The 25,883-nt window shown below is 71.4% G+C and carries 25 protein-coding genes; 17 read left to right on the forward strand and 8 right to left on the reverse strand.

The window, feature by feature from the left end:
* Positions 1-7: 7 nt before the first annotated feature.
* The 3 genes from ACFQ7C_RS00855 (at position 8) to ACFQ7C_RS00865 (ending at position 2,150) form a co-directional block, all read left to right on the forward strand.
* Positions 8-871, forward strand: coding sequence for a spermidine synthase (locus tag ACFQ7C_RS00855; protein ID WP_378896647.1), 864 nt, complete (start codon positions 8-10; stop codon positions 869-871).
* Positions 872-1,081: 210 nt separating this feature from the next.
* Complete coding sequence (locus tag ACFQ7C_RS00860) at positions 1,082-1,609, forward strand: hypothetical protein (protein WP_378896650.1); 528 nt, start codon at positions 1,082-1,084, stop codon at positions 1,607-1,609.
* Positions 1,610-1,658: 49 nt separating this feature from the next.
* The gene (locus ACFQ7C_RS00865; protein ID WP_378896652.1) at positions 1,659-2,150 is read left to right on the forward strand and encodes a SprT-like domain-containing protein; all 492 of its coding nucleotides are present in this window, start codon (positions 1,659-1,661) and stop codon (positions 2,148-2,150) included.
* 7 nt (positions 2,151-2,157) lie between these two features.
* Here the strand turns inward: ACFQ7C_RS00865 and ACFQ7C_RS00870 are convergent, their stop codons facing one another.
* Complete coding sequence (locus tag ACFQ7C_RS00870; protein ID WP_378896655.1) at positions 2,158-2,799, reverse strand: 2-phosphosulfolactate phosphatase; 642 nt, start codon at positions 2,797-2,799, stop codon at positions 2,158-2,160.
* A gap of 181 nt (positions 2,800-2,980) precedes the next feature.
* Between ACFQ7C_RS00870 and ACFQ7C_RS00875 the strand changes: the two genes are divergently transcribed.
* Positions 2,981-3,490 (forward strand): hypothetical protein, encoded by a 510-nt coding sequence (locus tag ACFQ7C_RS00875; RefSeq protein WP_378896658.1) that lies wholly within the window; start codon positions 2,981-2,983, stop codon positions 3,488-3,490.
* A gap of 33 nt (positions 3,491-3,523) precedes the next feature.
* Here ACFQ7C_RS00875 and ACFQ7C_RS00880 read toward each other — a convergent pair whose 3' ends face one another.
* On the reverse strand, positions 3,524-4,117 hold the full coding sequence (locus ACFQ7C_RS00880) for an NADPH-dependent FMN reductase (protein ID WP_378896660.1): 594 nt from the start codon (positions 4,115-4,117) through the stop codon (positions 3,524-3,526).
* Between the two features lie 140 nt (positions 4,118-4,257).
* Between ACFQ7C_RS00880 and ACFQ7C_RS00885 the strand changes: the two genes are divergently transcribed.
* Positions 4,258-6,000: a hypothetical protein gene (locus tag ACFQ7C_RS00885; RefSeq protein ID WP_378896663.1), complete on the forward strand. Its 1,743-nt coding sequence runs from the start codon at positions 4,258-4,260 to the stop codon at positions 5,998-6,000.
* Positions 5,997-7,325 (forward strand): hypothetical protein, encoded by a 1,329-nt coding sequence (locus ACFQ7C_RS00890; protein ID WP_378896666.1) that lies wholly within the window; start codon positions 5,997-5,999, stop codon positions 7,323-7,325. Before ACFQ7C_RS00885 ends, ACFQ7C_RS00890 begins: the two co-directional genes overlap by 4 nt.
* A gap of 120 nt (positions 7,326-7,445) precedes the next feature.
* Here the strand turns inward: ACFQ7C_RS00890 and ACFQ7C_RS00895 are convergent, their stop codons facing one another.
* Together ACFQ7C_RS00895 and ACFQ7C_RS00900 are read right to left on the reverse strand one after the other, a co-directional pair.
* Positions 7,446-8,897: an FtsX-like permease family protein gene (locus ACFQ7C_RS00895; RefSeq protein ID WP_378897386.1), complete on the reverse strand. Its 1,452-nt coding sequence runs from the start codon at positions 8,895-8,897 to the stop codon at positions 7,446-7,448.
* A gap of 23 nt (positions 8,898-8,920) precedes the next feature.
* Positions 8,921-9,703: an ABC transporter ATP-binding protein gene (locus ACFQ7C_RS00900; RefSeq protein ID WP_378896668.1), complete on the reverse strand. Its 783-nt coding sequence runs from the start codon at positions 9,701-9,703 to the stop codon at positions 8,921-8,923.
* A 242-nt stretch (positions 9,704-9,945) separates the two neighbouring features.
* Between ACFQ7C_RS00900 and ACFQ7C_RS00905 the strand changes: the two genes are divergently transcribed.
* Entirely contained in the window at positions 9,946-10,635 is a 690-nt protein-coding gene (locus tag ACFQ7C_RS00905; RefSeq protein WP_378896671.1) for a hemerythrin domain-containing protein, read from the forward strand.
* 163 nt (positions 10,636-10,798) lie between these two features.
* On the opposite strand, the gene ACFQ7C_RS00910 is transcribed toward ACFQ7C_RS00905, so the two are convergent.
* Positions 10,799-11,437: a response regulator gene (locus ACFQ7C_RS00910; protein ID WP_378896673.1), complete on the reverse strand. Its 639-nt coding sequence runs from the start codon at positions 11,435-11,437 to the stop codon at positions 10,799-10,801.
* On the reverse strand, positions 11,434-12,621 hold the full coding sequence (locus ACFQ7C_RS00915; RefSeq protein ID WP_378896675.1) for a sensor histidine kinase: 1,188 nt from the start codon (positions 12,619-12,621) through the stop codon (positions 11,434-11,436). Before ACFQ7C_RS00915 ends, ACFQ7C_RS00910 begins: the two co-directional genes overlap by 4 nt.
* Before the next feature lie 308 nt (positions 12,622-12,929).
* Here ACFQ7C_RS00915 and ACFQ7C_RS00920 point away from each other — a divergent pair, with 308 nt between their 5' ends.
* The 7 genes from ACFQ7C_RS00920 to ACFQ7C_RS00950 all read left to right on the forward strand — a co-directional run bounded on the left by ACFQ7C_RS00920 (position 12,930) and on the right by ACFQ7C_RS00950 (position 20,092).
* Complete coding sequence (locus ACFQ7C_RS00920; RefSeq protein WP_378896677.1) at positions 12,930-13,778, forward strand: nitrilase-related carbon-nitrogen hydrolase; 849 nt, start codon at positions 12,930-12,932, stop codon at positions 13,776-13,778.
* A gap of 11 nt (positions 13,779-13,789) precedes the next feature.
* Positions 13,790-15,232, forward strand: a complete 1,443-nt coding sequence (hydA, locus tag ACFQ7C_RS00925) for a dihydropyrimidinase (protein ID WP_378896680.1) — start codon at positions 13,790-13,792, stop codon at positions 15,230-15,232.
* A 10-nt stretch (positions 15,233-15,242) separates the two neighbouring features.
* Positions 15,243-16,262 carry a TIGR03842 family LLM class F420-dependent oxidoreductase gene (locus ACFQ7C_RS00930; protein ID WP_378896683.1) on the forward strand — a complete coding sequence of 340 codons (1,020 nt, stop codon included), beginning with the start codon at positions 15,243-15,245 and terminating at the stop codon, positions 16,260-16,262.
* The gene (locus ACFQ7C_RS00935) at positions 16,259-17,227 is read left to right on the forward strand and encodes an ABC transporter permease (RefSeq protein WP_378896685.1); all 969 of its coding nucleotides are present in this window, start codon (positions 16,259-16,261) and stop codon (positions 17,225-17,227) included. The genes ACFQ7C_RS00930 and ACFQ7C_RS00935 overlap by 4 nt, the downstream gene beginning before the upstream one ends.
* Positions 17,227-18,048: an ABC transporter ATP-binding protein gene (locus tag ACFQ7C_RS00940; RefSeq protein WP_378896687.1), complete on the forward strand. Its 822-nt coding sequence runs from the start codon at positions 17,227-17,229 to the stop codon at positions 18,046-18,048. Before ACFQ7C_RS00935 ends, ACFQ7C_RS00940 begins: the two co-directional genes overlap by 1 nt.
* Complete coding sequence (locus ACFQ7C_RS00945; protein ID WP_378896690.1) at positions 18,045-18,854, forward strand: ABC transporter permease; 810 nt, start codon at positions 18,045-18,047, stop codon at positions 18,852-18,854. The genes ACFQ7C_RS00940 and ACFQ7C_RS00945 overlap by 4 nt, the downstream gene beginning before the upstream one ends.
* Positions 18,855-18,931: 77 nt before the next feature.
* Entirely contained in the window at positions 18,932-20,092 is a 1,161-nt protein-coding gene (locus ACFQ7C_RS00950; RefSeq protein ID WP_378896693.1) for an ABC transporter substrate-binding protein, read from the forward strand.
* 26 nt (positions 20,093-20,118) lie between these two features.
* Here the strand turns inward: ACFQ7C_RS00950 and ACFQ7C_RS00955 are convergent, their stop codons facing one another.
* Positions 20,119-20,775, reverse strand: a complete 657-nt coding sequence (locus ACFQ7C_RS00955; RefSeq protein WP_378896696.1) for a response regulator — start codon at positions 20,773-20,775, stop codon at positions 20,119-20,121.
* Positions 20,772-21,962: a sensor histidine kinase gene (locus tag ACFQ7C_RS00960; protein ID WP_378896698.1), complete on the reverse strand. Its 1,191-nt coding sequence runs from the start codon at positions 21,960-21,962 to the stop codon at positions 20,772-20,774. The genes ACFQ7C_RS00955 and ACFQ7C_RS00960 overlap by 4 nt, the downstream gene beginning before the upstream one ends.
* A gap of 178 nt (positions 21,963-22,140) precedes the next feature.
* Between ACFQ7C_RS00960 and ACFQ7C_RS00965 the strand changes: the two genes are divergently transcribed.
* The 3 genes from ACFQ7C_RS00965 to ACFQ7C_RS00975 all read left to right on the forward strand — a co-directional run bounded on the left by ACFQ7C_RS00965 (position 22,141) and on the right by ACFQ7C_RS00975 (position 25,856).
* Positions 22,141-22,884: a hypothetical protein gene (locus ACFQ7C_RS00965; protein WP_378896701.1), complete on the forward strand. Its 744-nt coding sequence runs from the start codon at positions 22,141-22,143 to the stop codon at positions 22,882-22,884.
* A gap of 91 nt (positions 22,885-22,975) precedes the next feature.
* Positions 22,976-24,292, forward strand: coding sequence for an aspartate aminotransferase family protein (locus ACFQ7C_RS00970; RefSeq protein ID WP_378896704.1), 1,317 nt, complete (start codon positions 22,976-22,978; stop codon positions 24,290-24,292).
* 46 nt (positions 24,293-24,338) lie between these two features.
* On the forward strand, positions 24,339-25,856 hold the full coding sequence (locus tag ACFQ7C_RS00975; RefSeq protein ID WP_378896706.1) for a CoA-acylating methylmalonate-semialdehyde dehydrogenase: 1,518 nt from the start codon (positions 24,339-24,341) through the stop codon (positions 25,854-25,856).
* The last annotated feature ends 27 nt before the right edge of the window (positions 25,857-25,883 follow it).

Here is a 25,883-nt window from a genome sequence, read left to right on the forward strand (position 1 = left end):
GGAGCGCATGGCACGCGCGCGGGAGGAATCGGCCGTCCCCACCGTCCGGCTGTCGGACGGCACGCTCGCCCGCGTGGTGCGCTCGCCCTTCGGCGGCGGGTGGGAGCTCGATGTCGACGGCACGCCGCAGTCGCACGTCGATCTCGACGATCCGACGCACCTGCACTTCGAGTACGTCGCGCGCATGGGGGCCGTGATCGACCGGCTGCGGATGCCGGGGCAGCCGCTCACCGCGATACACCTGGGGGCCGGCGCCCTCACCATCCCGCGCTACATCGAGCAGACGCGGCCGGGCTCGCGGCAGCAGGTCGTCGAGCTCGAGCCCGCGCTGTGGGATCTCGTCCGCGAGAACCTGCCGCTCCCGCGCGGCGCATCGATCCGTGTCAGGATCGGCGACGCGCGCGAGACCCTGGGCCGCCTCCCCGCCGGCCTCGTGGGCGCTGCCGACCTCGTCGTGTCGGACGTCTATTCCGGCGCCCAGACCCCCGCGCACCTGACCACCGTGGAGTTCTTCACCGAGGCCGCCCGGTTCCTCGCGCCCGACGGCGTGCTGCTCGTCAATGTCGCCGACGGCGCCGGCCTCGCATTCGCCCGCCGCGAGGTCGCGACGGTGCAGGCCGTGCTCGAGCACGTCATCGTGCTCGCCGAGGTGCAGACGCTCAAGGGCCGCCGCTTCGGCAACCTCGTGATCGCGGCATCCCGTGCCCCGCTGCCCACCGAGTGGCTGCCGCGGCTCATGGCGGCCGGTCCGCACCCTGCCAAGGTCGCCGAGGGCCGGGAGCTCGACGAGTTCGCGCGCGGCGCGCGAGTCGCGACGGACGCCGACGCCACCCCGTCGCCGAAGCCGTCGGCATCCGTCTTCACCCGCTGAGGTCCGCCCTGCCGGGCGCCTCGGCGTGCTCGGTCCCCTCTGTTCGTTCGTCACAGATGCACGCGATCCGCAGCGTTCGGCATACATCTGTGACGAACGAACCGGGGTGGGAAGGGTCACGGATGCTGCGGCCCGGCGTGGCACGACCGAGACCCGGGACGCGGCAGGGCACACTGGAACAGGCCACCGGCGCGGCGAAGGGAGTCAGACGTGAGCTACATCAGCGGGTACGATCCCGACACTCTCCGCGAAAAGGTGAACGCGAGCCAGTGCAAGGAGCGGCTGGAGGAGATCGGCGATCAGCGGAGCCTCCCCGCGCTGCTCGAGCGGGTGTGGCTGCTGAAGGTCCTGGACCGCGCGGACGAGGCCCTCGTCATCTCGGAGCAGTCGGTGCGCGTCGCGCGCATGGCCGGCACCCGCAAAGACCTGCTGCGGGCGCGCATCCTCCACGCCACCGTCCTGCAGGCACGCGGCGCGTACGGCGCCGCCGAGCAGGAGCTCACCACGTGCGCCGAGGAGGCGGACGGGCAGGGCTGGGCCGGCATCGGCGCCTTCGCGTACCAGCACCGCGGCAAGGTCAACTACGACGCCGGCGACTTCGAGTCCGCCCGCAAGGACTTCAAGCGCGCACTGTTCCTGCGCCAGGAATCCGGGGCCACCGAGGACCAGCTGGAATCGACCCTCCTGGCCATCGACGCCGCCGATCGGCGCCGTGCCGCAGCATCCGTCGCCAGCTGAGGTGGATGCCGCCAGCCGGAGTGTCGGAGATACGTTCTAGTCTCGCGCCATGTCGGAACTGCATCGCGTGCGGCACTGGGCCGAGGCCCTGATCGCCCTCCACCTCGACGACTCGTGGAGCTTCGCGTTCGACAACGCGAAGCGCCGGGCGGGACTGTGCGATTACACGCACAGGCGCATCAGCGTGTCGCGGTACCTCGCGGCGCGCTACGACGACGACACCAACCATCAGACGCTGCTGCACGAGGTGGCGCACGCCATCGCGGGCCCGCGCGCCGGCCACGGCCCACGGTGGAAGGCCGTCGCGCGCGACCTCGGCTACGTCGGCGGCACCACCCACAACGGCGAGACGGCGACCGAGCTCGCTCCGTGGATCGGCGTGTGCCCCGCAGGGCACCTCGCCTACCGCCACCGCAAGGCGACGCGGCCGACGTCGTGCGCGAAGTGCGCCCCGCACTTCGACGAGCGCCACGCCTTCACGTGGACGCGCCGTGAGATCACGCGGGCCACGCGCCTCGCCGCGATGACCCCGCGGGACTGAAGCCGGGTCAGTACGCGACGAACGTCCCGTCGCGCAGGACCGGGACGACGGATGCTGCATCCACCGCTGCCGCGTTCAGCACCTCGTCGCGGGCGTCGCGCTCGAGCAGCTCCTGGCCCGAACCGCTCGCGGTCAGCAGGTGGCGGACCGCGCCGCGCAACCCGCGGAACGCCTCAGCGGCCGCTGCCGCGTCGGGCGACGTGTGGTCGACGCCGAGTGCACCCAGGGCGTCGACGATCGCCCCCGCACCCAGCTGGTCCTCGACCGCGAACCGGAGTGGTGCACCGGCCCCGCGGCCGGCCAGCTCGCCCGCCGCGACCACGGCGATGCTGGTGCGCGCGGCGCGCCCGTGCTGGATGTCGAGCACGGCCCGGGCGACCGCGGCGGCGTTGCGGAGACAGCCGAGCAGCACGACCGCCCCGGACTCGGCCGCCGCCTCCGCGACCGGCGCACCATTGATCGACACCGCGTGCGCAGACGCGTCGAGGGCCGTCGTCTCGCCGCGGGCGACAGCATCCGTCACCGTCGTGGAGAACCGGAGCACGTCGACCACGACGACGACGTCGGCGGGCGCGAGGCGCCGCAGCCCCTCGATCCCCCAGTCGTGGCGGACCTGGTAGCGGCGCTGGTCGAACGGGCTCTCGGGCATCCGTCCAGCGTAGGCCGCGGCATCCGTGCTCCCATCCTCGTGCCCCCCGTTCACATCGCGTGCTCTCACCGAGACCACGCGTTGCGCGCGTGCATGTCGCGTGCGCTCGGTGACAGCACATGATGTGGCCGGCTGCGCAAGTCCGAATCACCGCCGGCGGGCGAATGCGACACTGGAGCGCATGCGGATCCTGCTGAAGTTCGTGATCGACTGCGACGCCGACGCCGCCTGGCGGGCGGTGCACTCGCCCCGCGCGGTGGCCGAGCTCTACGGCCCGTTGCTGGACCTGGCGCCGCTCGTGCCGAGCGGTCTGCCGACGTCGTGGACGCCCGGCGACGATGTGCCGGTGCAGCTGTCGGCGTTCGGCGCGGTGCCGATGGGCCGCCAGCTGATCCACGTCAGCGAGCGCTCCGTCGTCGAACCCGGCGGACGTGTCCGGATCTTCCGCGACAGCGGCATCCCCCTCACCGGTCCGCTCGCCAGCCTCGACGTGTGGGACCACCAGATGGCGGTGTCGCCCGCGCCGGGAGATCCCGGCAGGACGCTGTGGCGCGACCGCCTGGTGATCGGCGGGCCGACGGCGCCGCTGCTGTGGCCGGTGCTCTGGGGCATGTGGCAGTGGCGGGCAGCGCGCGTGCGCGCGCTCGCGCCCACCTGGGCCCACGAGCCCGAATCGCAGACCGAAGAGTGAGACGGATGCCGCGGGCCGCGGCATCCGTTCCCCTCACGTCTGCGGGATGACGGTCAGCACCCGCGCGGTGTACTCCAGGAACTTGACCATGAAGGTGCGGAGGAACTTCTCGGTGTCGGGGTCGGTCACTCCGCCGTCGTCGTCGATCAGGCCGGGCGTGATCTGGACGTAGGCCTCAGGTGACGTCATCTGCCGCGCGTTGAGGTAGCTCAGCGTGCTGCGGAGCGTCTGCTGGCCGACCGCGGTGCCGATCTTGCCCGGAGACCCGCCGATGACGCCGGTGGGCTTGTCCTCCCACGCATTGTCGCCGTACGGCCGGCTGCCCCAGTCGATCGCGTTCTTGAGGGGTCCCGGGATGGACCGGTTGTACTCGGGTGTGACGAACAGCACGGCGTCGGCCGAGCGCACGGCGGCTTTGAAGTCGCGCGCGACCTGCGGGTAGTCCTCGTCGAGGTCGCGGTTGTACAGCGGCAGGTCGGCGTACGAGATCTCGAAGAACTCGAGCTCCTTCGGCGCGAGGCGCTGCAGAGCCTCGGCGAGACGCCGGTTGACCGACTCCCGCGACAGGCTGCCGATGATCACGCCGATGCGGTACGGCGGTTCGTGCTCCACGATCTCGATCTGCATGCGGCCAGCCTGCACGGCCTCCACGGTGCGCGACACCCCCTTGCGCTTCGCCGCCGGGCGTATCAGCCCTGCGCGGCGACCCTCTTCCGGAGCGGGGAAAGTCGCTGCATTGTGGGAGCCGTAGACCCTGGGGGTGCGACATGGCGGACGGTGTCGATTTCGCGGAACCGGCCGACGAACCGCGCACGCACGTGACGCTGCGGCTCATCGCGCAGGATCCGACGGTGAGCGGCGACGACGCGCGGATCCTGACCGCCAACGTCAAGGTGCCGTGGTCGCGCATGGAGGACGGGCCGCGCGGTGCCCGGCTGCACGTGGTCGACTACGACACCGCGACCGGCCGGTACGTCAAGCATGAGCCGCTGGGCACGGACGACCTGTTCGCGGAGGCGACCGACGAGGTGCTGCGCACCGACTGGGCCTTCCATGCGCAGCACGTGTACGCCACCGCCGCACGCACGCTCGCCACGTTCGAGACGGCGCTCGGTCGGCGGCTGCCGTGGGGCTTCCGCAGCCACCAGCTGTTCCTCGTGCCGCACGCCTTCGCCGAGGCCAACGCCTACTACTCGTTCGAGGATCGCGCGCTGCTGTTCGGCTACGTGCCGCCGGCCGACCCGAGGGGCGACGCGATCTACACCTGCCTGAGCCACGACGTCGTGGTGCACGAGACGACGCACGCCGTGCTGGACGGACTGCGCGGGCGGTTCCTCGAGCCGAGCCTGCCCGACCAGGCGGCGTTCCACGAGGGCTTCGCCGACATCGTCGCGCTGCTGTCGGTCTTCTCGATGCGTCCGGTCATCGAGCAGGCGCTCGGCAAGCCCGACAAGAGCGGGCGCATCCCCCGCAGCCATGTGGAGCCCGAGGCGCTGCGCAGGAACATGCTCGCCCGCGTGGCCGAGCAGATCGGCAGCGTGCTGACGCAGGGCCGCGGTGCGCTGCGGGAGTCGGCGCTGAACCCCCCGCCCGCCGACTGGGCGAAGCGCACCGACTTCCTCGAGCCCCACCGCCGCGGCGAGGTGCTGGTGGCGATCGCCTTCGACCTGCTCATCGAGATCTGGGACAAACGGCTGCAGGCGCTGCTCTCGCGGCCGAACGGGGAGGCGGCGACCGGCAAGGGGGTCACCGTCGACCGCGCACGGGCCGCCGAGGAGGGCGCCAAGGCGGCGACGCAGCTGCTCACGATGCTGATCCGCGGCCTCGACTACCTGCCGCCGGTCGAGTTCGACTTCGGCGACCTGCTCAATGCGGTCCTCCTCGCCGACCACGAGGTCGTGCCCGACGACGACCTCGGCTACCGCAAGCTCCTGGTCGACGGGTTTGCCAAGGCGGGCATCAAGCTCCCGTCGGGTCGAGTGACCGATGTGCTCGAGTCGGAGCTGCCGCCCCGCTACCTCGGGATCAACTTCGCGGGGCTGCGCAGCGACCGCGACGAGGTGTCGCGGTTCCTCTGGCAGAACGCCCGCCGCCTCGATGTGTCGACCGACTACTACACGGTGATCGAGTCGGTGCTGCCGACGCAGCGGATCGGTCCCGACGGACTGATCGTGCCGGAGTCGGTCGCCACGTACGTCCAGATGGCCGACCTGACGGCCCGCGAGTTCACCGACGAGTCGGGGCTGCAGCTCTCCCCCGCCATCGATCCGCACACCCCGGTGCAGCTCTTCGGCGGCGGGACGCTGATCTTCGACCAGTTCGGCCGGCTCAAGCTGCACATCCACAAGCGCCTCGACGACTGGCGTCGGCAGCAGCTGCGGCTCGACCACCTCGCCCGCACCGGCCGCATCGACGCGCAACGACGCCTCGGCTTCTCGGACGGCGCCGCCCGCGGGCAGACGTTCGCGGAGCTGCACCGCACCGAACAGAGCTCCGGGGAGACATGGTGAGCACTCCCATCCGCGTCCGCGTGCGCATGTACCAGGTCGGGTTCGGCGACTGCTTCCTGGTGTCGGTCGAGTACGACGAGCCCCTCCCCGACGGCCGCGCCGAGCGGCACATCCTCATCGACTACGGCACGAGCCACTCGCCCCGCGAGGGCATGGCCCGCGGCCGGATGGGCGACGTCGCCGCCCTCATCGAGAAGCACACCGGGGGCGAACTCGACGTGCTGGTGGTGTCGCATCGGCACCGCGACCACCTGCGCGGGTTCGAGGTCGACGCCGGCGCGACCATCATGAGGAAGCTCGCGCCGAAGCTCGTGCTGCGGTCGTGGACCGAGGATCCCCGGCTGCCGGCGACCGCCGACGGCCCCGGCGACGCAGGACTGGATGCCGCCGAGCCGCCGAACGGTCTCAGCCGTGCTTCCGTGCGGTACGCCGCGCTGCTCGCGCAGGCCCAGGAGCACGTGGCGAAGCTCACCCAGCTCGTGGGCCTCGACGACGACGTCAAGGCCGCCGCCGAGGAGCAGCTCAAGAACGCCGAAGCGGTGGCCCTGCTGGACGAGCTCTCCGTCGGTGAGCGAGGCCGCTATCTGCACGCCGGGATGGAGTCGGGCATCGAGGACATGGTTCCCGGCATGCGCGCGACCGTGCTCGGCCCGCCCACCGTCGAGCAGGATCCCCGCGTCGCGAAGCAGCGCGAGGACGACCCGGAGTACTGGCTCGCCGCACTCGGCGCCTCGCTGCGCGTCGTCGGCTCGGCCGCCGACGCCGGCACCGACGCCCCCGCACCCATCTCCCACGGCCCCGGACCGGTGCGCTGGCTCATCGACCGCCTCGCCAACCAGCGGTCGCACTCGGCCGCGCGCCTGGTGCGCGACCTCGACGACGCCCTCAACAACACCAGCGTCATCCTGCTGCTCGAGATCGAGGGCCTGTCAATGCTGTTCCCCGGCGACGCGCAGATCGAGAACTGGCGAATGACCTTGGAGCGGCTGGAGGATGAGCCGCAGCTGCGCGACCGGCTCGCCCGCATCGACCTGTACAAGGTCGGGCATCACGGCAGCCGCAACGCCACGCCCCGCTCGCTGCATGCGCTCTGGAAGGACCGCACGGCCGGCCAGCCCCGGCTCGCCGCCGTCATGTCGACCCGGCAGGGCGTCCACGGCACGGGCGACGGCGCCGTGCCGCAGCAGCAGCTCGTCACCGGCCTCCGCGAGGTCGCCGACCTCTACTCGACCGACGACCTCACCGCCGGCGAGGAGTGGGTCGAGCTCGAGGCCGACGCCGCGCACGGCCCCTTCCGTCAGGTGCCGTTCGTGAACGACGCGTGAAACGGATGCTGCGACGCGAAGCCCTGCGCCGCAGCATCCGTCCGTCCAGCCGAGTCTTGCTGCTCACCTGTCACGAAGTGCTGACCGGTCCGGCACTTCGTGACAGGTGAGCGGCACTCTTCAGTCCGCGAGGGCCTCCACCGGCGCGACCCGTGTCGCGAGCCGCGTCGGCACGACCGCCGCGACGAGCGTGAGCACCGCCGTCGCGACCACGATGATCGCCACCGGGAGCCACGGCACCGCGGGGGCGACGAGCGTCGGCGCCGAGAACGACGGCGGCATCGGCACGGCGCCCAGGAGCGACTGCGCTCCGGCCCACCCGTAGGCCACACCGAGCACGAGGCCGGTGACGGTCGCCGTGATCGTGATGTGCGCGGCCTCCAGCAGGACCATCCGCCGCACCTGCCCCGTCGACACGCCCAGCGCGCGCAGCAGCCCGAGCTCGCGGCGGCGCTGCACCACGCCGATCGTGAGGAGGTTCACGAGCCCGACGGCGGCGATGACGGCCGACACCGCGACGAGGCCCATCATGATCCCGGCGAACGTGTCGAGCAGCGTGGTCATCTCCGGCGGAGCCTCACCGCCCGCCGACGTCGTCAGCACGGCCTTCACCGTCTCCAGGGCGACGGCGAACATCGTCACCAGCGTCACGCCCATCACCACGCCGATGGCCATGCGGCTGGAGCGGTCGGGGTATCGCAGCGCGTTCTCCGCAGCCAGCCTCGCCGTCGCCGACGACCCGAACAGCTTCCCGACGAGCCGCAGCACCGGCGGCATCACGAGGGTCGCGCCGAGCGCCAGGCCGGTGAATGAGAAGATGCCGCCGAAGAAGGCGACGACCACTCCGAGCGGCGAGACCAGCCCGATCGCGATCCCGCCCGCGAGCAGCGCGCCGCCGATCGCGAACAGCGTGATCGCGGCGCCGTTGCGGGCCCCCTTGCGGGCGAACGCGTCATGGGATGCCTCGACCGAGCCGCCGAGCGCCTGCAGCGGCGTCACAGTCAGCACGCGCCGAGACCCCGCCCACGCCGCGGCCCACGTCGTGAGCGCGACGACCACCGCCGGGATCACGAGCACCGGCTGGACGACGGCGTACTCCACGTCCTCGATGCCGAACGCGAGGCCCGCCAGCGCGACGCCCGCCCACGAGGCGAGGGTGCCGCCCACGAGCCCGAGCACGGCGCCGATGACGCCGACGACCAGGCCCTGCCGCGCGACCTCGGCGCGCTGCGAACGGGCCGAGGCGCCGATCAGCCTCAGCAGGGCGATGCGCCGCGTGCGGCCGGCGATGACGGTGGCGAACGTGTTCGCGGTGACGATGGACGCGACGTACACGGCGACGCCGATCAGCAGGAGGCTCATGATCGCGAGCACCGCGGCGAGCGTGCCGCTCTCGCCGATGAACGGGTCGGCGCGCAGCACGGCGGCGATGAATCCGATCGCGCTCAGCAGGATCGCGCCGAACGCGCTCGAGATCGCGGCGACCAGGACGCTCGCGCCCATGCCGCGCTCGCGGAGCCACGCCAGCGGCGGCGCAGCGCTTCGTGTGACGGATGCCGCGGCCCGCGGCATACGTTCCGTTCCGGCGATCGCGGTCACGACGCCACCGCCGCGGCGCCGGCGCCCAACTCGGAGGCCAGCATGTAGGCCGAGATCGCTTCGGCGCTCTGGCGCGGCTTGTCGGCGACGATGCGTCCGTCGCCGAGGAACAGCACGCGGTCGGCGTGCGACGCGGCCACGGGGTCGTGCGTGACCATCGCGATCGACTGGCCGTGCTCGCGAGTCGCCGCTGCGAGCAGCGCCAGCACCTGGCGCCCCGAGCGCGAGTCGAGGTTGCCCGTGGGCTCGTCGGCGAACACCAGATCCGGCGAGGTCGCGAGGGCGCGGGCGATCGCGACGCGCTGCTGCTGGCCTCCCGACAGCTGATGCGGGCGGTGGTTCAGGCGCGACGCGAGGCCGAGCCGATCGACGAGGCCGTCGATGCGCGCCCGCTCGAGGGCGGTGGGCCGGCGGCCGTCGAGGTCGAACGGCAACAGGATGTTGCCCAGGGCATCGAGCGTGGGCACGAGGTTGAACGCCTGGAACACGAACCCGACGCGGCGGCGCCGCAGGATCGTGAGCTCGAGGTCGGAGAGCCCGGTGATGTCGGTGTCGCCGATCCAGGCGCGCCCCGATGACGGCGCGTCGAGCCCCGCCATGATGTGCATGAGCGTGGACTTGCCCGAGCCCGAGGGGCCCATGATCGCGGTGAACTCGCCGCGGCGGATGCCGACGCTCACCCCGTCGAGCGCGTGCACCGTGCTCTCGCCGGTTCCGTAGGTCTTGGTGAGCTGCTGCACCCGGGCGGCGAGTCCCAGGTCGGTCGAAGAGAGTTCCATGCTTCGACGGTATGGACGGGCCCGTGTCGCGCGCGTCGCCCGGCAGAGGCATCCGTCTACATCCCGAGGATGATTCGTGGCGACCTCTGTTCGTCCGAACTCCTCAGAAACGCGAAGATCTCGCTGTCATCGGCCGCCGGGCCGCGATAACCGCGCATCTCTGAGGAGTTGTGGACGGCTCTCGCGGCCGCCCCCGCGCCGGAGTAGGGTCGCGCCAGACCCGCCGACGACGAGGAGACCCGATGCCCGCGACGCCCCTGCCGCCGAGCGGCGATGTGCCCACCGGTCCGAGGACGTGCGATGCGAGCGGGATGGTCGAGATCCATCGGATGTTCCGGCGGGGTTTCGGGGAGGCGCCCGACCTCGTGCGTCGCGTGCGCGAGGGCGACGCGGCGCACGCGGCCGCGGTCGCGACGCAGCTCGAGACGCTGTCGCTGGGGCTGCACGCCCACCACGAGGGCGAGGACGAACGCCTGTGGCCCGCGCTCGACGAACGCGCACCGTCGTGCGCTGCACACGTCGAGCGCATGAAGGCCCAGCACGCCGAACTCCTGGTGCACCTCACCGCGCTCGATCGCGCGCTGCCGGCGTGGCGGGATTCGGCGGCCGTGACGGATGCTGAACCCGTGCTCTCGGCTCTCTCGGGCGTCAACGACGCCATGGCCGTGCACCTGCCCGACGAGGAGACCAACATCGTGCCGGTGATGGAGTACACGATCACCGAGCCCGAGGTCGAGTGGTTCTCCGAGCACGGCCGCAAGTCGATCCCGAAGGGACAGACCTGGCAGCAGCTCGGCGAGATCCTCGCCTCGCAGCCCGACGGCGGCGACGAGTGGCTGCACAAGCGCATGCCCGCGCCCGGCCGCCTGGCGTGGCGCCTGATCGGGCGGCGGAAGTACGCCGCGCACCGCGCCGCGCTCGAAGGTCGCTGATCGCTCGCGCCTGAGCCCGATGGAGTCGGCCCTCGACGCCGCCTCCCGGCGGGGATGCGACAAGAAGGACCACGTCGGCGCACGACTCGCGCGACGAGGTCGGCCCTTGACGCCGCCACCCGGCGCAGATGCGACAGCACCGGCCGACTCGGCGCGCCGAGCGCTACACCAGGCCGTGCTCGAAGGCGAAGACCACGAGCTGCACGCGGTCGCGCAGGCCGAGCTTCGTGAGGATGCGGCTGATGTGCGTCTTCACCGTCGCCTCCGAGAGGTACTCGCGTGCGGCGATCTCGGCGTTGGACAGGCCGCGCGCGGCCAGGGCGAAGATCTCGCGCTCGCGCTCGGTGAGCTCGGCATAGGCGGGCGGGACGGGACGGGGCGCAGCATCCGTGAATCTCTCGAACAGCTCTCGAGTGGCGGATGCTGCGATGACGGCCGACCCCGAATGCACGGTGCGGATCGCCGCGAGGAGGAACTCCGGGTCGGCGTCCTTGAGGAGGAATCCGCTCGCGCCCTGGCGGATCGCCCGCGCGGCGGCCTCGTCGAGGTCGAACGTCGTGAGCATCACGATGCGCGGCGGCTCGGGATCGGCGAGGAGCTCGGCGGTGGCGGCGAGACCGTCCATGACGGGCATGCGGATGTCCATGAGCACGACGTCGGGCCGCGCCTGGCGCACCGCGTCGATCGCCTCACGCCCATCGGATGCCTCGGCGACGACCTCGAGGTCGGGCTGCGAGTCCACGAGCATGCGGATGCCGGCGCGGAACAGCGACTGGTCGTCGACGAGCGCGACGCGGATCATGCGGTGCCTCCGAGGGGAATGGCGGCGCGCACCGTGAACGCGCCCGCTTCGTCGGCGGCGTCGAGCCGGCCGCCGGCGAGCTGCGCGCGCTCGCGCATGCCGATGATGCCGTGGCCCGACCGGCCGGGCTGCGCGCCCGGTGCGACGGGGTTGCGCACATCGAGCTCGACGCGATCCTCGAGCCACGACAGCCGCACGTCGACGGGGCCGCCGGGAGCGCCGTGCCGCAGGGCGTTGGTGAGCGCCTCCTGCAGGATGCGGTAGACCGCGAGCTGGACGGCGGCGGGCGGCTCTCCGGGCGGAGCGGGGTCGACGTCGACCCGCAGCTGCACGCCGGCGGTGCGCACCTGCGCGTACAGCTCCTCGAGGTCGGCGATCGTCGGCTGCGGTCCGTCGCCCTGCCGGTGCCGCAGCTGCCCGAGCAGCAGCCGCACGTCCGCGAGGGCCGAGCGCGCCGTGGTCGAGATCGTCGCGAGGGCGTCCGTCGCGATCACAGGATCGGATGCCGCCGCATACCGCGCACCATCGGCCTGGGCGATCACGACCGCGAGCGAGTGGGCGACGACGTCGTGCATGTCACGCGCGATGCGCACCCGCTCCTGCTCCGCCGCGGTCTCGGCCTCGGCGCGCTGCTGCGCCTCGCGGTTCTCGCGCGCCCGCACCGCGGTGCGCACGAGGGCGCCGATCGTCCACGACAGCCCGAGCGCGAAGGCCCCCGCCACGAGCACGACGAGCGCCAGCGGCAGCGTCTCCCACGACAGGCCGCCGCCCGCGAAGACCGGTCCCGCGAAGAGGTAGACGGTGATCACGAGCGCACCGACGAGGGCCGAGGCGAAGCCGGACCAGTAGACGACCCGCGACCCGTACGCCGCCGTCGTGTAGAGCACTCCGAAGATCGCGAGGTCCGAGAAGCTCGGCGGTCGCCCGAGCCCCATCTGCAGCAGCGCGCCGACCCACGCGATGCCGAGGGCGAGCGGAGGCGACAGGCGCCGCAGCGCGAGCGCGCCGCTGAACAGGGCCGCGATGAGCAGCCCGAACAGCGCGTGCCCGACGGCGCCGAAGCGGTACTCGAGGCCCGACGCGCCGACCGCCAGCACCGTCTCGATCGGCCAGGCGATCACGAAGAAGACGACCGCCACGATGACGTCGACGACGATCTGGGACGTCTTCATGCGGCGGAACACCGTCTCACGCTACGCGAGCGCCGCGGGCGGAGGCATCCGTCCCGCGCTGTATGTGTCGCAGCGCGGGATCCGTCGGGGGATGTACGGACCGGATGGCGCAGCATCCCATCCGCCGACTCATAAGGTCTGCCCAGCCGACCATTGCGCCGCACGGGGCGAGGCTTTACTGTCGCGTCACAGGCCGAAACCGACGGGAAACGTCGGATCGCCAGGATCGGGAAGCGGGGCCGCTCCATCGATCGGACCCCGCCCGACCCGCCCGAGGGACGGACGAACACGGCACCAGCCGGTTCATGAACGGAGAGACGATGACGACGGTACGCGCTGCGATATCGCAGACCACCTGGACGGGCGACAAGGAGTCGATGCTCGACAAGCACGAGGGGTTCGCGCGCGACGCCGCGGCCCAGGGTGCGCAGGTGGTGTGCTTCCAGGAGCTGTTCTACGGCCCCTACTTCGGAATCACGCAGGACAAGAAGTACTACCGCTTCGCGGAGTCGTCCGAGGGGCCGATCGTGCAGCGGTTCGCCGCGCTGGCGAAGGAGCTCGGGGTCGTCATGGTGCTGCCGATCTACGAAGAGGCCGAGACGGGGGTGTACTACAACACCGCCGTGCTCGTCGACGCCGACGGCACCATCCTCGGCAAGTACCGCAAGCACCATCTCCCCCACCTCGACCGGTTCTGGGAGAAGTTCTACTTCCGTCCCGGCAACATGGGCTACCCCGTGTTCGACACGGCGGTCGGGCGGATCGGCATGTACATCTGCTATGACCGCCACTTCCCCGAGGGCTGGCGCGAGCTCGGACTGAACGACGCGCACATCGTCTTCAACCCGAACGCCACGAAGCCCGGGCTCTCGAACCGCCTGTGGGAGGTCGAAGGACCTGCCGCGGCCGTCGCGAACGGCTACTTCGTGCTGCAGCCCAACCGCGTGGGACGCGAAGACAACGAGTACGGCGACCTCGCCGTGGACTTCTACGGCACGAGCCAGGTGATCGACCCGCGCGGCAACTTCGTCGGCGAGCGCGGCTCGGGCGAGCACGAGGAGCTGCTGGTGCGCGACCTCGACCTCGACATGGTGCGCGACATGCGCGACGACTGGCAGTTCTATCGCGACCGCCGGCCCGACTCCTACACGAAGATCGCGAAGCCGTAAGGGGGAGGGACATGGCGACCACACTCATCAAGGGCGGCACCGTCGTCTCGGCGACCGGACGCGGCGCCGCGGACGTGCTCATCGACGGCGAGACCATCGCCGCCGTGCTCGCGCCCGGCTCGCAGCTTCTCGGGACGGATGTCGCGGCATCCGTCGACACCGTCATCGACGCCACCGGCAAGTACGTGATCCCCGGCGGCATCGACGCGCACACCCACATGGAACTGCCGTTCGGCGGCACCAACGCGTCCGACACGTTCGAGACCGGCACGCGGGCAGCGGCCTGGGGCGGCACGACGTCGATCATCGACTTCGCGGTGCAGCGCTACGGCGAGCGCGTGCAGGACGGCCTCGCCGCCTGGCACGAGAAGGCCGCGGGCAACTGCGCGATCGACTACGGGTTCCACCAGATCGTCGGCGGCGTCGACGACGACTCTCTCGCCGCGATGCGGGGGCTCGTCGACGAGGGCGTCTCGAGCTTCAAGCTCTTCATGGCCTACCCGGGCGTCTTCTACTCCGATGACGCGCAGGTGCTGAAGGCAATGCAGGTCTCGCACGAGACCGGGCTCCTCACGATGATGCACGCCGAGAACGGGCCGGCCATCGATGTGCTGGCGGCGCAGCTGGCCGAGGCCGGCAAGAAGGCGCCGTACTACCACGGCATCGCCCGCGCGTGGCAGATGGAGGAGGAGGCCACGCACCGCGCGATCATGCTCGCGAACCTCACCGGCGCCCCGCTGTACGTCGTGCACGTTTCGGCGAAACAAGCCGTGGAGCAGCTGGCGTGGGCGCGCGACCAGGGCTGGAACGTGTTCGGCGAGACGTGCCCGCAGTACCTGTACCTCTCGCTCGAGGAGCAGCTCGGTGCGTTCAGCGAGGAGTGGGGCCAGTTCGAGGGCGCCAAGTGGGTGTGCTCGACGCCGCTGCGCAGCAGCAAGGAGGGTCACCAGCACCACATGTGGCAGGCGCTGCGCACCAACGACATCCAGATGGTGTCGACCGACCACTGCCCCTTCTGCATGAAGGGCCAGAAGGAGCTCGGGCTCGAGGACTTCCGCGCGATCCCGAACGGCATCGGCTCGGTCGAGCACCGCATGGACCTCATGTACCAGGGCGTCGTGACAGGCAAGATCACGCTCGAGCGGTGGGTGGAGCTCACCAGCACCACCCCGGCGCGCATGTTCGGACTGTACGGGCGCAAGGGCGTGATCCAGCCCGGCGCCGACGGCGACGTCGTGGTCTACGACCCGAACGGCCACACATCGATCGGGTACGGCGAGGGCCGCACCCACCACATGAACATGGACCACTCCGCCTGGGAGGGATACGAGATCGACGGGCACGTCGACACCGTCATCTCGCGCGGCAAGGTCGTGGTCGACGGCGGCGAGTACCTCGGCGCCAAGGGCGACGGCCGGTTCCTCAAGCGCGGCCTGTCGCAGTACCTCATCTAGGGAGATCGCGATGGACTTCGGTGTCGTCCTCCAGACCAATCCGCCTGCCGCGCGCACGGTGCAGCTCGCCAAGCTGGCCGAGGCGCACGGCTTCAGCCACGTGTGGACCTTCGACTCGCACCTGCTGTGGGAGGAGCCGTACGTCATCCACTCGGCGATCCTCGCCGAGACGAACCGTGTCACCGTGGGCCCGTTCGTGACGAACCCGGCGACCCGCGACTGGACCGTCACGGCCTCCGTCTTCGCCACCCTCAACGAGATGTACGGCAACCGCACGATCTGCGGGATCGGCCGGGGCGACTCGGCGGTGCGGGTGACCAACGGCAGACCCACCACGATGGCCGAGCTGCGCGAGTCGATCCACGTGATCCGCGAGCTCGCGAACTCGCGGCCGGTCGAGTACAAGGGCGCGACGCTGCAGTTCCCGTGGAGCCGCGGCTCCGAGCTCGAGGTGTGGGTCGCCGCGTACGGGCCGATGGCGCTCAAGCTCACCGGCGAGGTGGGCGACGGCTACATCCTGCAGCTGGCCGACATCGACATCGCCGCCTGGATGATCAAGACGGTGAAGGATGCTGCGGCCGCCGCCGGCCGCGACCCCGAGTCGCTGGCGTTCTGCGTGGCGGCGCCGATGTACATCGGCGACGACTGGGAGCACATGCGCGAGCAGTGCCGCTGGTTCGGCGGGATGGTCGGCAACCACGTCGCCGACATCGTGGCGAAGTACGGCCACCACGGCGAGGGCGTGCCGGAGGCGCTGACCGACTACATCGAGCGGCGGCAGGGCTACGACTACAACACCCACGGCAGGGCCGAGAACGACCACGTCGACTTCGTGCCCGACGACATCGTCGACCGCTTCTGCATCCTCGGCAGCGCGAAGGACCACATCGAGAAGCTCGAGCGGCTGCGCGAGCTCGGAGTGACGCAGTTCGCGGGCTATCTGCAGCACGACAGCAAGGAAGAGACGCTCCGGGTGTACGGCGAGACCGTGATCCCTGCGCTGCAGACCCATGTGACGGCCAAGGCATGACGGTCGGACAGGCGGCCGGCGCTCCCTCCACGGAGCAGCCGCCGCCTGCGCCCGGAGACCCCGCGCGCCCCTCGCGTTCGCCGCGGCCCCGACGATCCGCGCTGTCGGTGCGTGCGTGGGCGTGGGGTGCGGTCGGCATCGGGGTGCTGATCGCGCTGTGGGAGCTGTACAAGCTGCTCGCACCCGAGGACGGCGTCGTGATCGGCGGCGTGCGGGTGCTTCCCCGCACCACCGATCTCGCGATGCCGCACGTGTGGGACATGGCCGCGCGGCTGCTCGAGCCCGTGACGCGGCAGGAGGGCGCGCCGCCGCTGTGGGCGGCCGTCGCGCTCGCAGGTCTCACGACGCTCGGCATCGCCGCCGCCGGCTGGGTGGTCGGCGTCGTGGTCGGGATCGCGCTCGCGCTGGTGATGCAGCGGTGGCGGCTCGCCGAGTGGGGGCTGCTGCCCTGGATCATCCTCAGCCAGACCGTGCCCCTCATCGCGTTCGCGCCGATCGTCAAGAGCTGGGGCTCGCGCGTCGAGATCGGCGGGTTCGAGTGGCAGGACTGGATGTCGGTGGCGCTCATCGCGTCGTACCTGGCGTTCTTCCCGATCGCCGTCGGCGCGCTGCGCGGGCTGCAGTCGCCGGATCGCATCCACGTGGAGCTCATGCACACCTACGCCGCGGGATACTGGCCGACGCTCCTGCGGCTGCGAGCCCCGGCATCCGTCCCCTATCTCCTGCCCGCGCTGCGCCTGGGCGCCGCGAACGCGGTGATCGGCGCGGTCGTCGCAGAGGTGTCGACCGGCCTGCAGGGCGGGATCGGACGCCTGCTCATCCAGTTCGCCGGCCAGGCGTCCGGCGATCCTGCGAAGGCCTGGGCACCCATCTTCGGCGCGATCGCGCTCGGGCTCGTCGCGGCCGGCTCGGTCGCATTCCTGGGCTGGATCCTCAAGGACTACCGACGCGGAGAGGCGGCATGATGGCGGAGGCGAGCGGGGCGAGCACCCTGGCGGTATCGGCGAGGGGGGTCTCGAAGACCTTCCCGTCGAAGGGCGGCGAGGTCCGCGCGCTCGAGGCGGTCGACCTCGACGTCGCGGACGGCGAGTTCGTCTCGCTCATCGGCCCTTCGGGTTGCGGCAAGTCCACGCTGATGCGCCTCATCGCGGATCTCGACGCGCCGAGCGCCGGGACGATCTCGGTGTTCGGCAAGCCCGTCGACCGCGCGCGACGCGACCAGGACTACGGGATCGCGTTCCAGCAGGCGGGCCTGCTTCCGTGGCGCACGGTCGCCGCCAACATCGGTCTGCCGCTCGAGCTGCACCGTGTCGGCGCGACCGAGCGCACCGCGCGCGTCCGCGAGCTCGCCGAGCTCGTCGGGCTTTCGGACTTCGCCGACCGCTACCCCGATCAGCTGTCGGGCGGCATGCAGCAGCGCGTCGCCATCGCACGGGCGCTCGCCGAGCGGCCCCGTCTGCTGCTGATGGACGAGCCGTTCGGGGCGCTCGACGAGATGACCCGCGAGCGGATGCAGACCGAGCTGTCGCGCATCGCCGCCGAGACCGGCGCGGCCGTCGTGTTCGTCACCCACTCCATCCCGGAGGCGGTGTTCCTGTCGGATCGCGTCGTCGTCATGTCGCCCCGCCCCGGCCGCATCACGACCGTCATCGAGACGGGCTTCGGGACGGAGGTCGCGCGCGACGAGTCGCTGCGGGAGGCGCCGGTGTTCTTCGACCGCGTAACGGCCGTGCGCGAGGCGCTTCACGGCGCGCCCGTCGCTCCCGGGGGACGGGAGGCGCGATGACGACCGCGACCCGGCACGGCGGCGGGTGGAGCACTGCCGCCGAGCGCCGGCTGCGGGTGATCGCCCCGATCACGGTGGGGCTGCTGGGGCTCGCCCTGTGGCAGTTCCTCGTGAGCGTCGTCGGCGTCTCGGACTACCTCCTCCCGAGCCCGGCGGCGATCGCCGAGGAGTTCGTCGAGTTCTGGCCTGCCATCCTCCAGGCGACCCTGGTGACCGGGACCAACGCCCTCGTCGGCCTCGTGGTCGGGACGATCCTCGCGATCCTCCTCTCCGCCCTGGCCGCTCGCTGGCGCGCCGTCGACGGCATGTCGGCACCCATCGTCGCCGCGATCGCCGTCGTGCCGATCGTGGCGCTGGCGCCGGTGCTCAACTCCATGTTCGGCGCGGACAGCCAGTTCGGCCGCCAGGCGATCGCAGCGCTGGCCTCGTTCGTCCCGGTCTTCGTCAACACGCTCCGGGGGCTCCGCCAAGCGCGCCCGGTCCACCGCGACCTGATGCGCAGCTACGCCGCGTCGGGCGCGCAGGAGTTCCGCACCGTGACGCTGCCCACCGCGGTGCCCTACCTCATGACGGGCATCCGCATCGCGAGCTCGCTGGCCGTCATCTCCGCGCTCGTCGCCGAGTACTTCGGCGGTCCGCGCGGCGGGCTCGGCAGCGCCATCTCGACGTCCGCCGCCACGAGCGCCTATGCCCGGGCCTGGGCGTACGTGGCCGCGGCGATCGCGCTCGGGCTCATCTTCTACCTCGCCACGGCGCTGCTCGAGAGGCTCGTGCTGCGCCGCATCCCGACCGGCGGCGCGTCGTGAGACGCGCCGGCACCGCCCGTCCTCGCCTCGCGAGGCCGGCCATGCACCATCGCAGCGACACATCGAAAGGAACTTTCATGATGCACAGCACACGTCGCGGTCTCGCGACCGGCGCCTTCGCCCTGTCGGCCGCGCTCCTCCTCGCCGGCTGCGCCGGCGGAGGCGGAGGCGAGCCCACCGATGGCGGGGACGACGGCGACGGCGAGCTCACGCAGATCAAGCTGCAGCTCCAGTGGCTGCCGCAGGCCCAGTTCGCGGGCTACTTCGCCGCCGCCGACCAGGGCTTCTTCGAGGAGGAGGGACTGGAGGTCGAGATCATCCCGTCGGGCGGCGACATCGTGCCGCAGGACGCACTCGCCAACGGCGACGTCGACTTCGCGATCGCCTGGGTGCCCAAGGTGCTCGGCTCGATCGAGGCGGGCGCGAATCTCACCGACATCGCGCAGATCTTCCAGCGCTCGGGCACGCTGCAGGTGTCGTGGGCCGACTCCGGCATCGAGTCGGTCGCCGACTTCGAGGGCAAGAAGATCGGCTCGTGGGGCTTCGGCAACGAGTGGGAGATCTTCGCGGCGATGGCCGCCGAAGGCCTGGACTCGACCACCGTGCAGATCATCACGCAGGACTTCAACATGAATGCGTTCCTGCAGGGCGACATCGACGCGGCGCAGGCGATGACCTACAACGAGTACGCGCAGCTCCTCGAGACCACGAACCCCGACACGGGCGAGCTCTATCAGCCCGAGGACTTCAACGTCATCAGCTACCAGGACGACACCACGGGAGCGATGCTGCAGGACGCGATCTGGGCCGACACCGAGCGGCTCGAGTCCGACGAGGCATACGCGGAGACCGCGGTGAAGTTCCTCAAGGCCGTCATCAAGGGCTGGGCGTTCGCGCGCGACAACCCGGAGGAGGCCGCCGACATCACACTCGGGCAGGGCTCGGGCTGGGGCCCGAGCCACGAGCTGTGGATGATGAACGAGACCAACAAGCTCATCTGGCCGGCCGCGTCGGGCATCGGCATCATCGACGAGGCGGCGTGGCAGCAGACGGTCGAGGGCGCACTCGCCGCGGTCAACGAGACCGGCGCGCACCTCATCACCGAGGAGCCGCCGGCGACGGCGTGGAGCAACGAGTACATCCAGCAGGCGCTGGACGAGCTCGAGGCCGACGGCGTCGACGTCAGTGGCGACGGCTTCGCACCCATCGAGGTCGAACTGCAGGAGGGTGGCGAGTAGTCGCCCGATCCCGGGCGGCTGAGCGATCAGCCGCCCGGGGTGAGCAGGCCGCTCTCGTACGCGAACGCCACCGCCTGCACGCGGTCGCGCAGGCCGAGCTTCAGCAGCATCCGGCTGACGTGGGTCTTCACCGTCGCCTCGCCGAGGAACAGGATCGACGCGATCTCGGCGTTGCTGCGACCGGCGGCGACGAGCCGCAGCACGTCGATCTCCCGGGGGCTGAGCTCTGCGAGCGTCGCCGCGGCTCCGGGATCCACCCTCGGGGCCGTCGCGAACCGGTCGATCACGTGCCGCGTGATGGCGGGGTCGAGAACCCCCGAGCCGGCCGAGACCGCCCGCACCGCGTCGACGAGCTGCTCCGGCGACGACGCTTTGAGGAGGAACCCGGCAACGCCGGTCGAGAGTGCCTCGTCGACGATCTCGTGCTCGTCGAACGTCGTGAGCATCAGGATGCCGGGCCCCGCGGCATCCTGAGTCATCCGGCGCGCCGCCTCGAGGCCGTCCATGCCCGGCATGCGTACGTCGAGCAGCACGACGTCCGGCGTGTGGCGCGCGACGAGCCGGAGCGCCTCCGCACCGTCTGATGCCTCGCCGACGACCTCCACATCCGTCTCGGCGCTCAGCACCATGCGCAGACCCGCGCGGACCATCGCCTGGTCGTCGACGAGCAGCACGCGGATCACGACGCGACCGCGTTCTCGGTCAGCGGCGTCGAGCTCTCGCGTACCGGGACTTCGGCGATGACGCGCCAGCCGCCGCCGAGCGGTCCGGCGGTGAGCGAACCTCCGGCCACCGCCATGCGCTCGTGCATGATGCGGACGCCATGGCCGCCGGCGGCGCCCGCAGCGTCCGCCGAGCGGAAGACGCCGTCGTCGGTCACCGTGACGCGCACCCGCCCGTCGAGGTACGCGACCTCGATGGCCGTGGCCGCCGCCCCGGCATGGCGCACGACGTTCGACAGCGACTCCTGGATGACCCGCACCAGGGCGGTGTCCTGCAGCGGCGGGAGCGCCACGGGGTCCCCCACGACGTCGAGGGCGATCGGCATGCCGGACTCGCGCAGCGGTGCGAGCACCTTCCCGAGCCTGCTGAGCGACGGGTGCTCGTCGGCGGCGGGCTCGCGCATGAGCCCCACCACGCGGCGCATCTCGTCCACCGCCTCGCGCCCGACGCCCTCGAGACCGCGCAGCACCTCCTGCGCGTCCGGGCGCTCGGGCAGCAGCCGGCGAAGACCCCCGATCTGCAGCACCATCACACTCACCTGGTGCGCGACCGAGTCGTGCACGTCGCGCGCGATCCGCGCGCGCTCGGCCATCACCGCCGCGGCCGCGGCGGCTTCGCGCTGCTCGGTGAGCTCGACGGCGAGTTCGCGCAGACGCTGGGCCTGGCTGCGTTCGCGGCGCACGAGGAGGCCGACGCCGAAGCCCGCGACGTACACCGACACGGTGAAGAGGCCCTCCCAGAGAGCGGCCGAACCGAGCATGCCCGCCGCGAGCGCCGCGACGGCGCCGATGACGAGGGCCCACACCGCGCGGCGGGTCGGCAGCACCGCGGCGGCACGCCCGATGAGCAGGATGATGGCGAGCAGCTGCACGCCGCCCGGCCCCGGTGCCCCCAGCAGGAGGTTGAACGGCGGCGACAGCGCCGCGACGATCGCCGCAGTGAGCGGCAGCCGCGGCGCCAGCATGACGACCACGCCGACCGCGATGGGAGGGATGAGCGCCTGCCGCGGCACGACCACGCGGTCGTCGAGCAGGAACTCCATGACCGAGAGCGCGATCACGAGGGCCCCGCCCGCGATGTAGAGCAGGGCTGAGCCGTTGCGCGACAGCCACGGGGCAGAGGGCAGAGCGGGTTCGCGCGGCGTCATGCCCGAAATGCTAGGGCCCGCGCGGGGACGCCCGCGTCCGTCGTACGACGGAACGGGACCGCGACCGATTCCGCCGAGCGGCGCTGCGGCTCGATACGGGAGGCCGATCCGCGGCCGCATCGCCCGCCCATAGCTTCGGTGACGGCTCACAGCGAGCCCCTGAACCGGAAGGACCGACATGACCGCCCACGACACCCCGCCCGCTCTCACCACCCCGCTGCCGGCAGGCCCCGCGGCACAGCGCGCAACGCCGGTCGCCGCACCCGCCTCGGTGGCCGGGCGCCGGCTCGCCGCCCTCGGCGGGCTCGCCCTCATCGCCGGCGCCGTGCTCTACACGGCGGGCATCGCGACGTCGCCGCCGCAGGCCTCCGAGTCGACCGCGGACTACATCGCCTCCCTCGCCTCCGACCCGACCCTCACCCAGTTGTCGGCCACGCTGCTGCACTTCGGCAACCTGTTCCTCGCCCTGGGCTTCCTCGCCGTCCCCGGACTCGTCCGGGGCACCAGAGGCGGCTGGCTCACGCTGATCGGAGCACTGCTCGCGACCCTCAGTCACGCGCTGGTGTCGGGATGGGTGCTCTTCGACTTCTGGACGATGACGATCGGCCTCGAGCTCGACTCCGCCACCGCGGTCGCCGTGTCCGAAGCGGTGCAGGGCGGCTCGGTCTTCGGGATCCTGTCGATGCTCCCGATGCTCAACCTCATCGCGGCCCCGCTCGCCACGGCAGGGCTCGCCCGCGCCGGTGTCGTCCCGTGGTGGCTGCTCGCGTTCGCGATCGTGCCGACCGTCGTCATGTTCGTCGTGCCCTTCACGCCGCTGCTGTTCGCCGCCGTGACCGCCGTGGGCTTCGTGCCGGCCGCATGGTTCGGCGTCGCCGTCCTCCGGCGGGCGCGCGCGGAGCGGGCCGTCGCCGCCCGGTGACCGCCGTTCGCCCGCGCGACGCCCCTCCTGGGGCGTCGGGCGGGCATCGTCGGGTCTTGCGCGGACCGACGCGATCCAGCAACGTGGCCGCATGACCGAAGACCTCGACGCCCTCGCGAAAGAACTCGACCGCGAGTACGTGTTCCACTCCTGGTCCGCGCAGGCGGGCCTGGACCTCCCCGTGATCGCCGGCGGCTCGGGCACCGTCGTGTGGGACCACGCCGGCCGCCGCATGCTCGATTTCTCGAGCCAGCTGGTCAACGTCAACATCGGGCATCAGCATCCTGCCGTCGTCGCGGCGATCCGTGAGCAGGCCGAGCGCCTCGCCACGATCGGCCCCGCCACGGCGAATCTCCACCGCGGGCAGGCCGCTCAGCGCATCCTCGACAAGGCGCCCGACGGGTTCGCCAAGGTGTTCTTCACGAACGGCGGCGCCGACGCGATCGAGAACGCGATCCGCATGGCGCGCCTTCACACCGGACGCGACACCGTGCTCTCGACGTACCGCTCGTATCACGGCAACACCGGCGCAGCGATCGTGGCGACGGGTGACTGGCGACGGATGTCGAACCAGTTCGCCCGCGGACACGTGCACTTCTTCGGCCCCTTCCTCTACCGCACCGAGTTCTGGGCGACGACCCCGGAGGAGGAGTCCGAGCGCGCACTGCACCACCTCGAGCGCGTCATCCAGTCGGAGGGCCCCTCGACGATCGCGGCATTGCTGCTCGAGTCCGTTCCCGGCACGGCCGGCATCATGCTGCCGCCGCCCGGCTACCTCGCGGGAGTCAGGGCGCTCGCCGACAAGTACGGCATCGTGCTGATCCTCGACGAGGTGATGGCCGGGTTCGGCCGCACCGGCCGCTGGTTCGCGTTCCAGGGCTACGACGTCGTGCCCGACCTCATCACCTTCGCGAAGGGCGTGAACTCCGGGTACGTCCCGGTCGGCGGCGTGATCATCCCCGACGAGATCTCGGAGACGTTCGACGACCGCGTCTTCCCGGGCGGGCTCACGTACTCCGGTCATCCTCTGGCCGCGGCATCCATCATCGCCGCCATCGACGCGATGGAGTCGGAGGGCATCGTCGACAACGCCCGTCGCGTCGGCGAGGAGGCGATCGGTCCCGGGCTGGCGGAGCTGGCCGACAAGCACCCGCTCATCGGCGAGGTGCGCGGCGAGGGTGTGTTCTGGGCGCTCGACCTCGTCTCCGACCGCGAGACCCGCGAGCCGGTGGGCGCCGCCGTGATCGGACGCCTCAAGAAGGAGCTCACCTCGCGGGGCCTCCTGCCCTTCGCCGCCGAGAACCGCATCCACGTCGTGCCGCCGTGCGTGGTCACCGACGAGGAGGTGCAGGAGGCGATGTCGATTTACGATGAAGCTCTGACGAAGGTCGAAGGCGACCTCGCGTGACACGTGCACGCCCTCTCACGAGGAGGGCTTCCGAAGGAGGAACACGATGACTGACACCCTGCCGCGCACCGAGACGGCGATTCTCGACCACTGGATCAACGGCGCACCCTGGGCCGGGGCATCCGAGCGCACCGGCCAGGTGTTCAACCCCGCACTCGGGACGGTCCAGAAGGAGGTGCGGTTCGCGTCGCGCGAAGACGTCGCAGAAGCGGTGGATGCTGCGTCCGCGGCGTGGCTGCAGTGGCGCGACGCGTCGATCGCCAAGCGCCAGTCGGTGCTCTTCGCCTTCCGCGAGCTGCTCAACGCCCGCAAGGAGGAGCTCGCCGAGATCCTCACCGCCGAGCACGGCAAGGTGCTCTCCGACGCGCGCGGCGAGATCGCCCGCGGCATGGAGGTCGTCGAGTTCGCGTGCGGCCTCGGGCACCTGACCAAGGGCGCGTACTCCGAGAACGTCTCGACCGGCATCGACGTCTACACGCTGCGCCAGCCGCTGGGCGTGGTCGGCATCATCAGCCCGTTCAACTTCCCGGCGATGGTGCCGCTGTGGTTCTTCTCCATCGCGCTCGCCGCCGGCAACGCCGTGGTGCTGAAGCCGTCCGAGAAGGACCCGACTGCCGCGAACTGGCTCGCCGGCCTGCTCACCGAGGCGGGCCTGCCCGACGGCGTGTTCAACGTCGTGCACGGCGACAAGGAGGCCGTCGACGCGCTCCTCGAGCACCCCGACGTGCGCGCGATCTCGTTCGTCGGCTCGACGCCGATCGCGAAGTACGTGTACGAGACCGCGACCTCGCACGGCAAGCGCGTGCAGGCGCTCGGCGGCGCGAAGAACCACATGCTGGTGCTGCCGGACGCCGACCTCGACCTCGCCGCCGACGCCGCCGTCAACGCGGGCTTCGGCTCGGCGGGCGAGCGCTGCATGGCGATCTCGGTCGTGCTGGCGGTCGACACGGTCGCCGACGCGTTCGTGGCGAAGGTCGCGGAGCGCATGGCCGGGCTGAAGGTCGGCGACGGCACCCGCGGGTGCGACATGGGGCCGCTCATCACCGGCCAGCACCGCGACAAGGTGACGTCGTACCTCGATGTCGCCGGCGCCGACGGTGCATCCGTCGTGGTCGACGGGCGCGACGTCGAGATCGACGGCGACGAGAACGGCTTCTGGCTCGGACCGACCCTGATCGACAACGTGCCGACGACCTCGACGGTCTACACCGACGAGATCTTCGGGCCCGTGCTGTCCGTCGTCCGGGTCGAGGGCTACGAGGAGGGCCTCGACATCATCAACTCGAGCCGCTACGGCAACGGCACCGCCATCTTCACGAACGACGGCGGCGCCGCCCGCCGCTTCCAGCGCGAGGCGACCGTGGGCATGATCGGCATCAACGTGCCGATCCCCGTGCCGGTGGCGTACCACTCGTTCGGCGGCTGGAAGGCGTCGCTCTTCGGCGACGCGAAGGCCTACGGCCCGCACGGGTTCGAGTTCTTCACGGCGGAGAAGGCGATCACCTCACGCTGGCTCGACCCGTCGCACGGCGGGATCAACCTGGGCTTCCCCCAGCACGACTGACCGTCGCGCTCAGCCCGAAGAATCGCG

The sequence above is a fragment of the Microbacterium sp. NPDC056569 genome, assembly GCF_042793475.1.
In the GTDB taxonomy this organism is placed as follows: domain Bacteria; phylum Actinomycetota; class Actinomycetes; order Actinomycetales; family Microbacteriaceae; genus Microbacterium.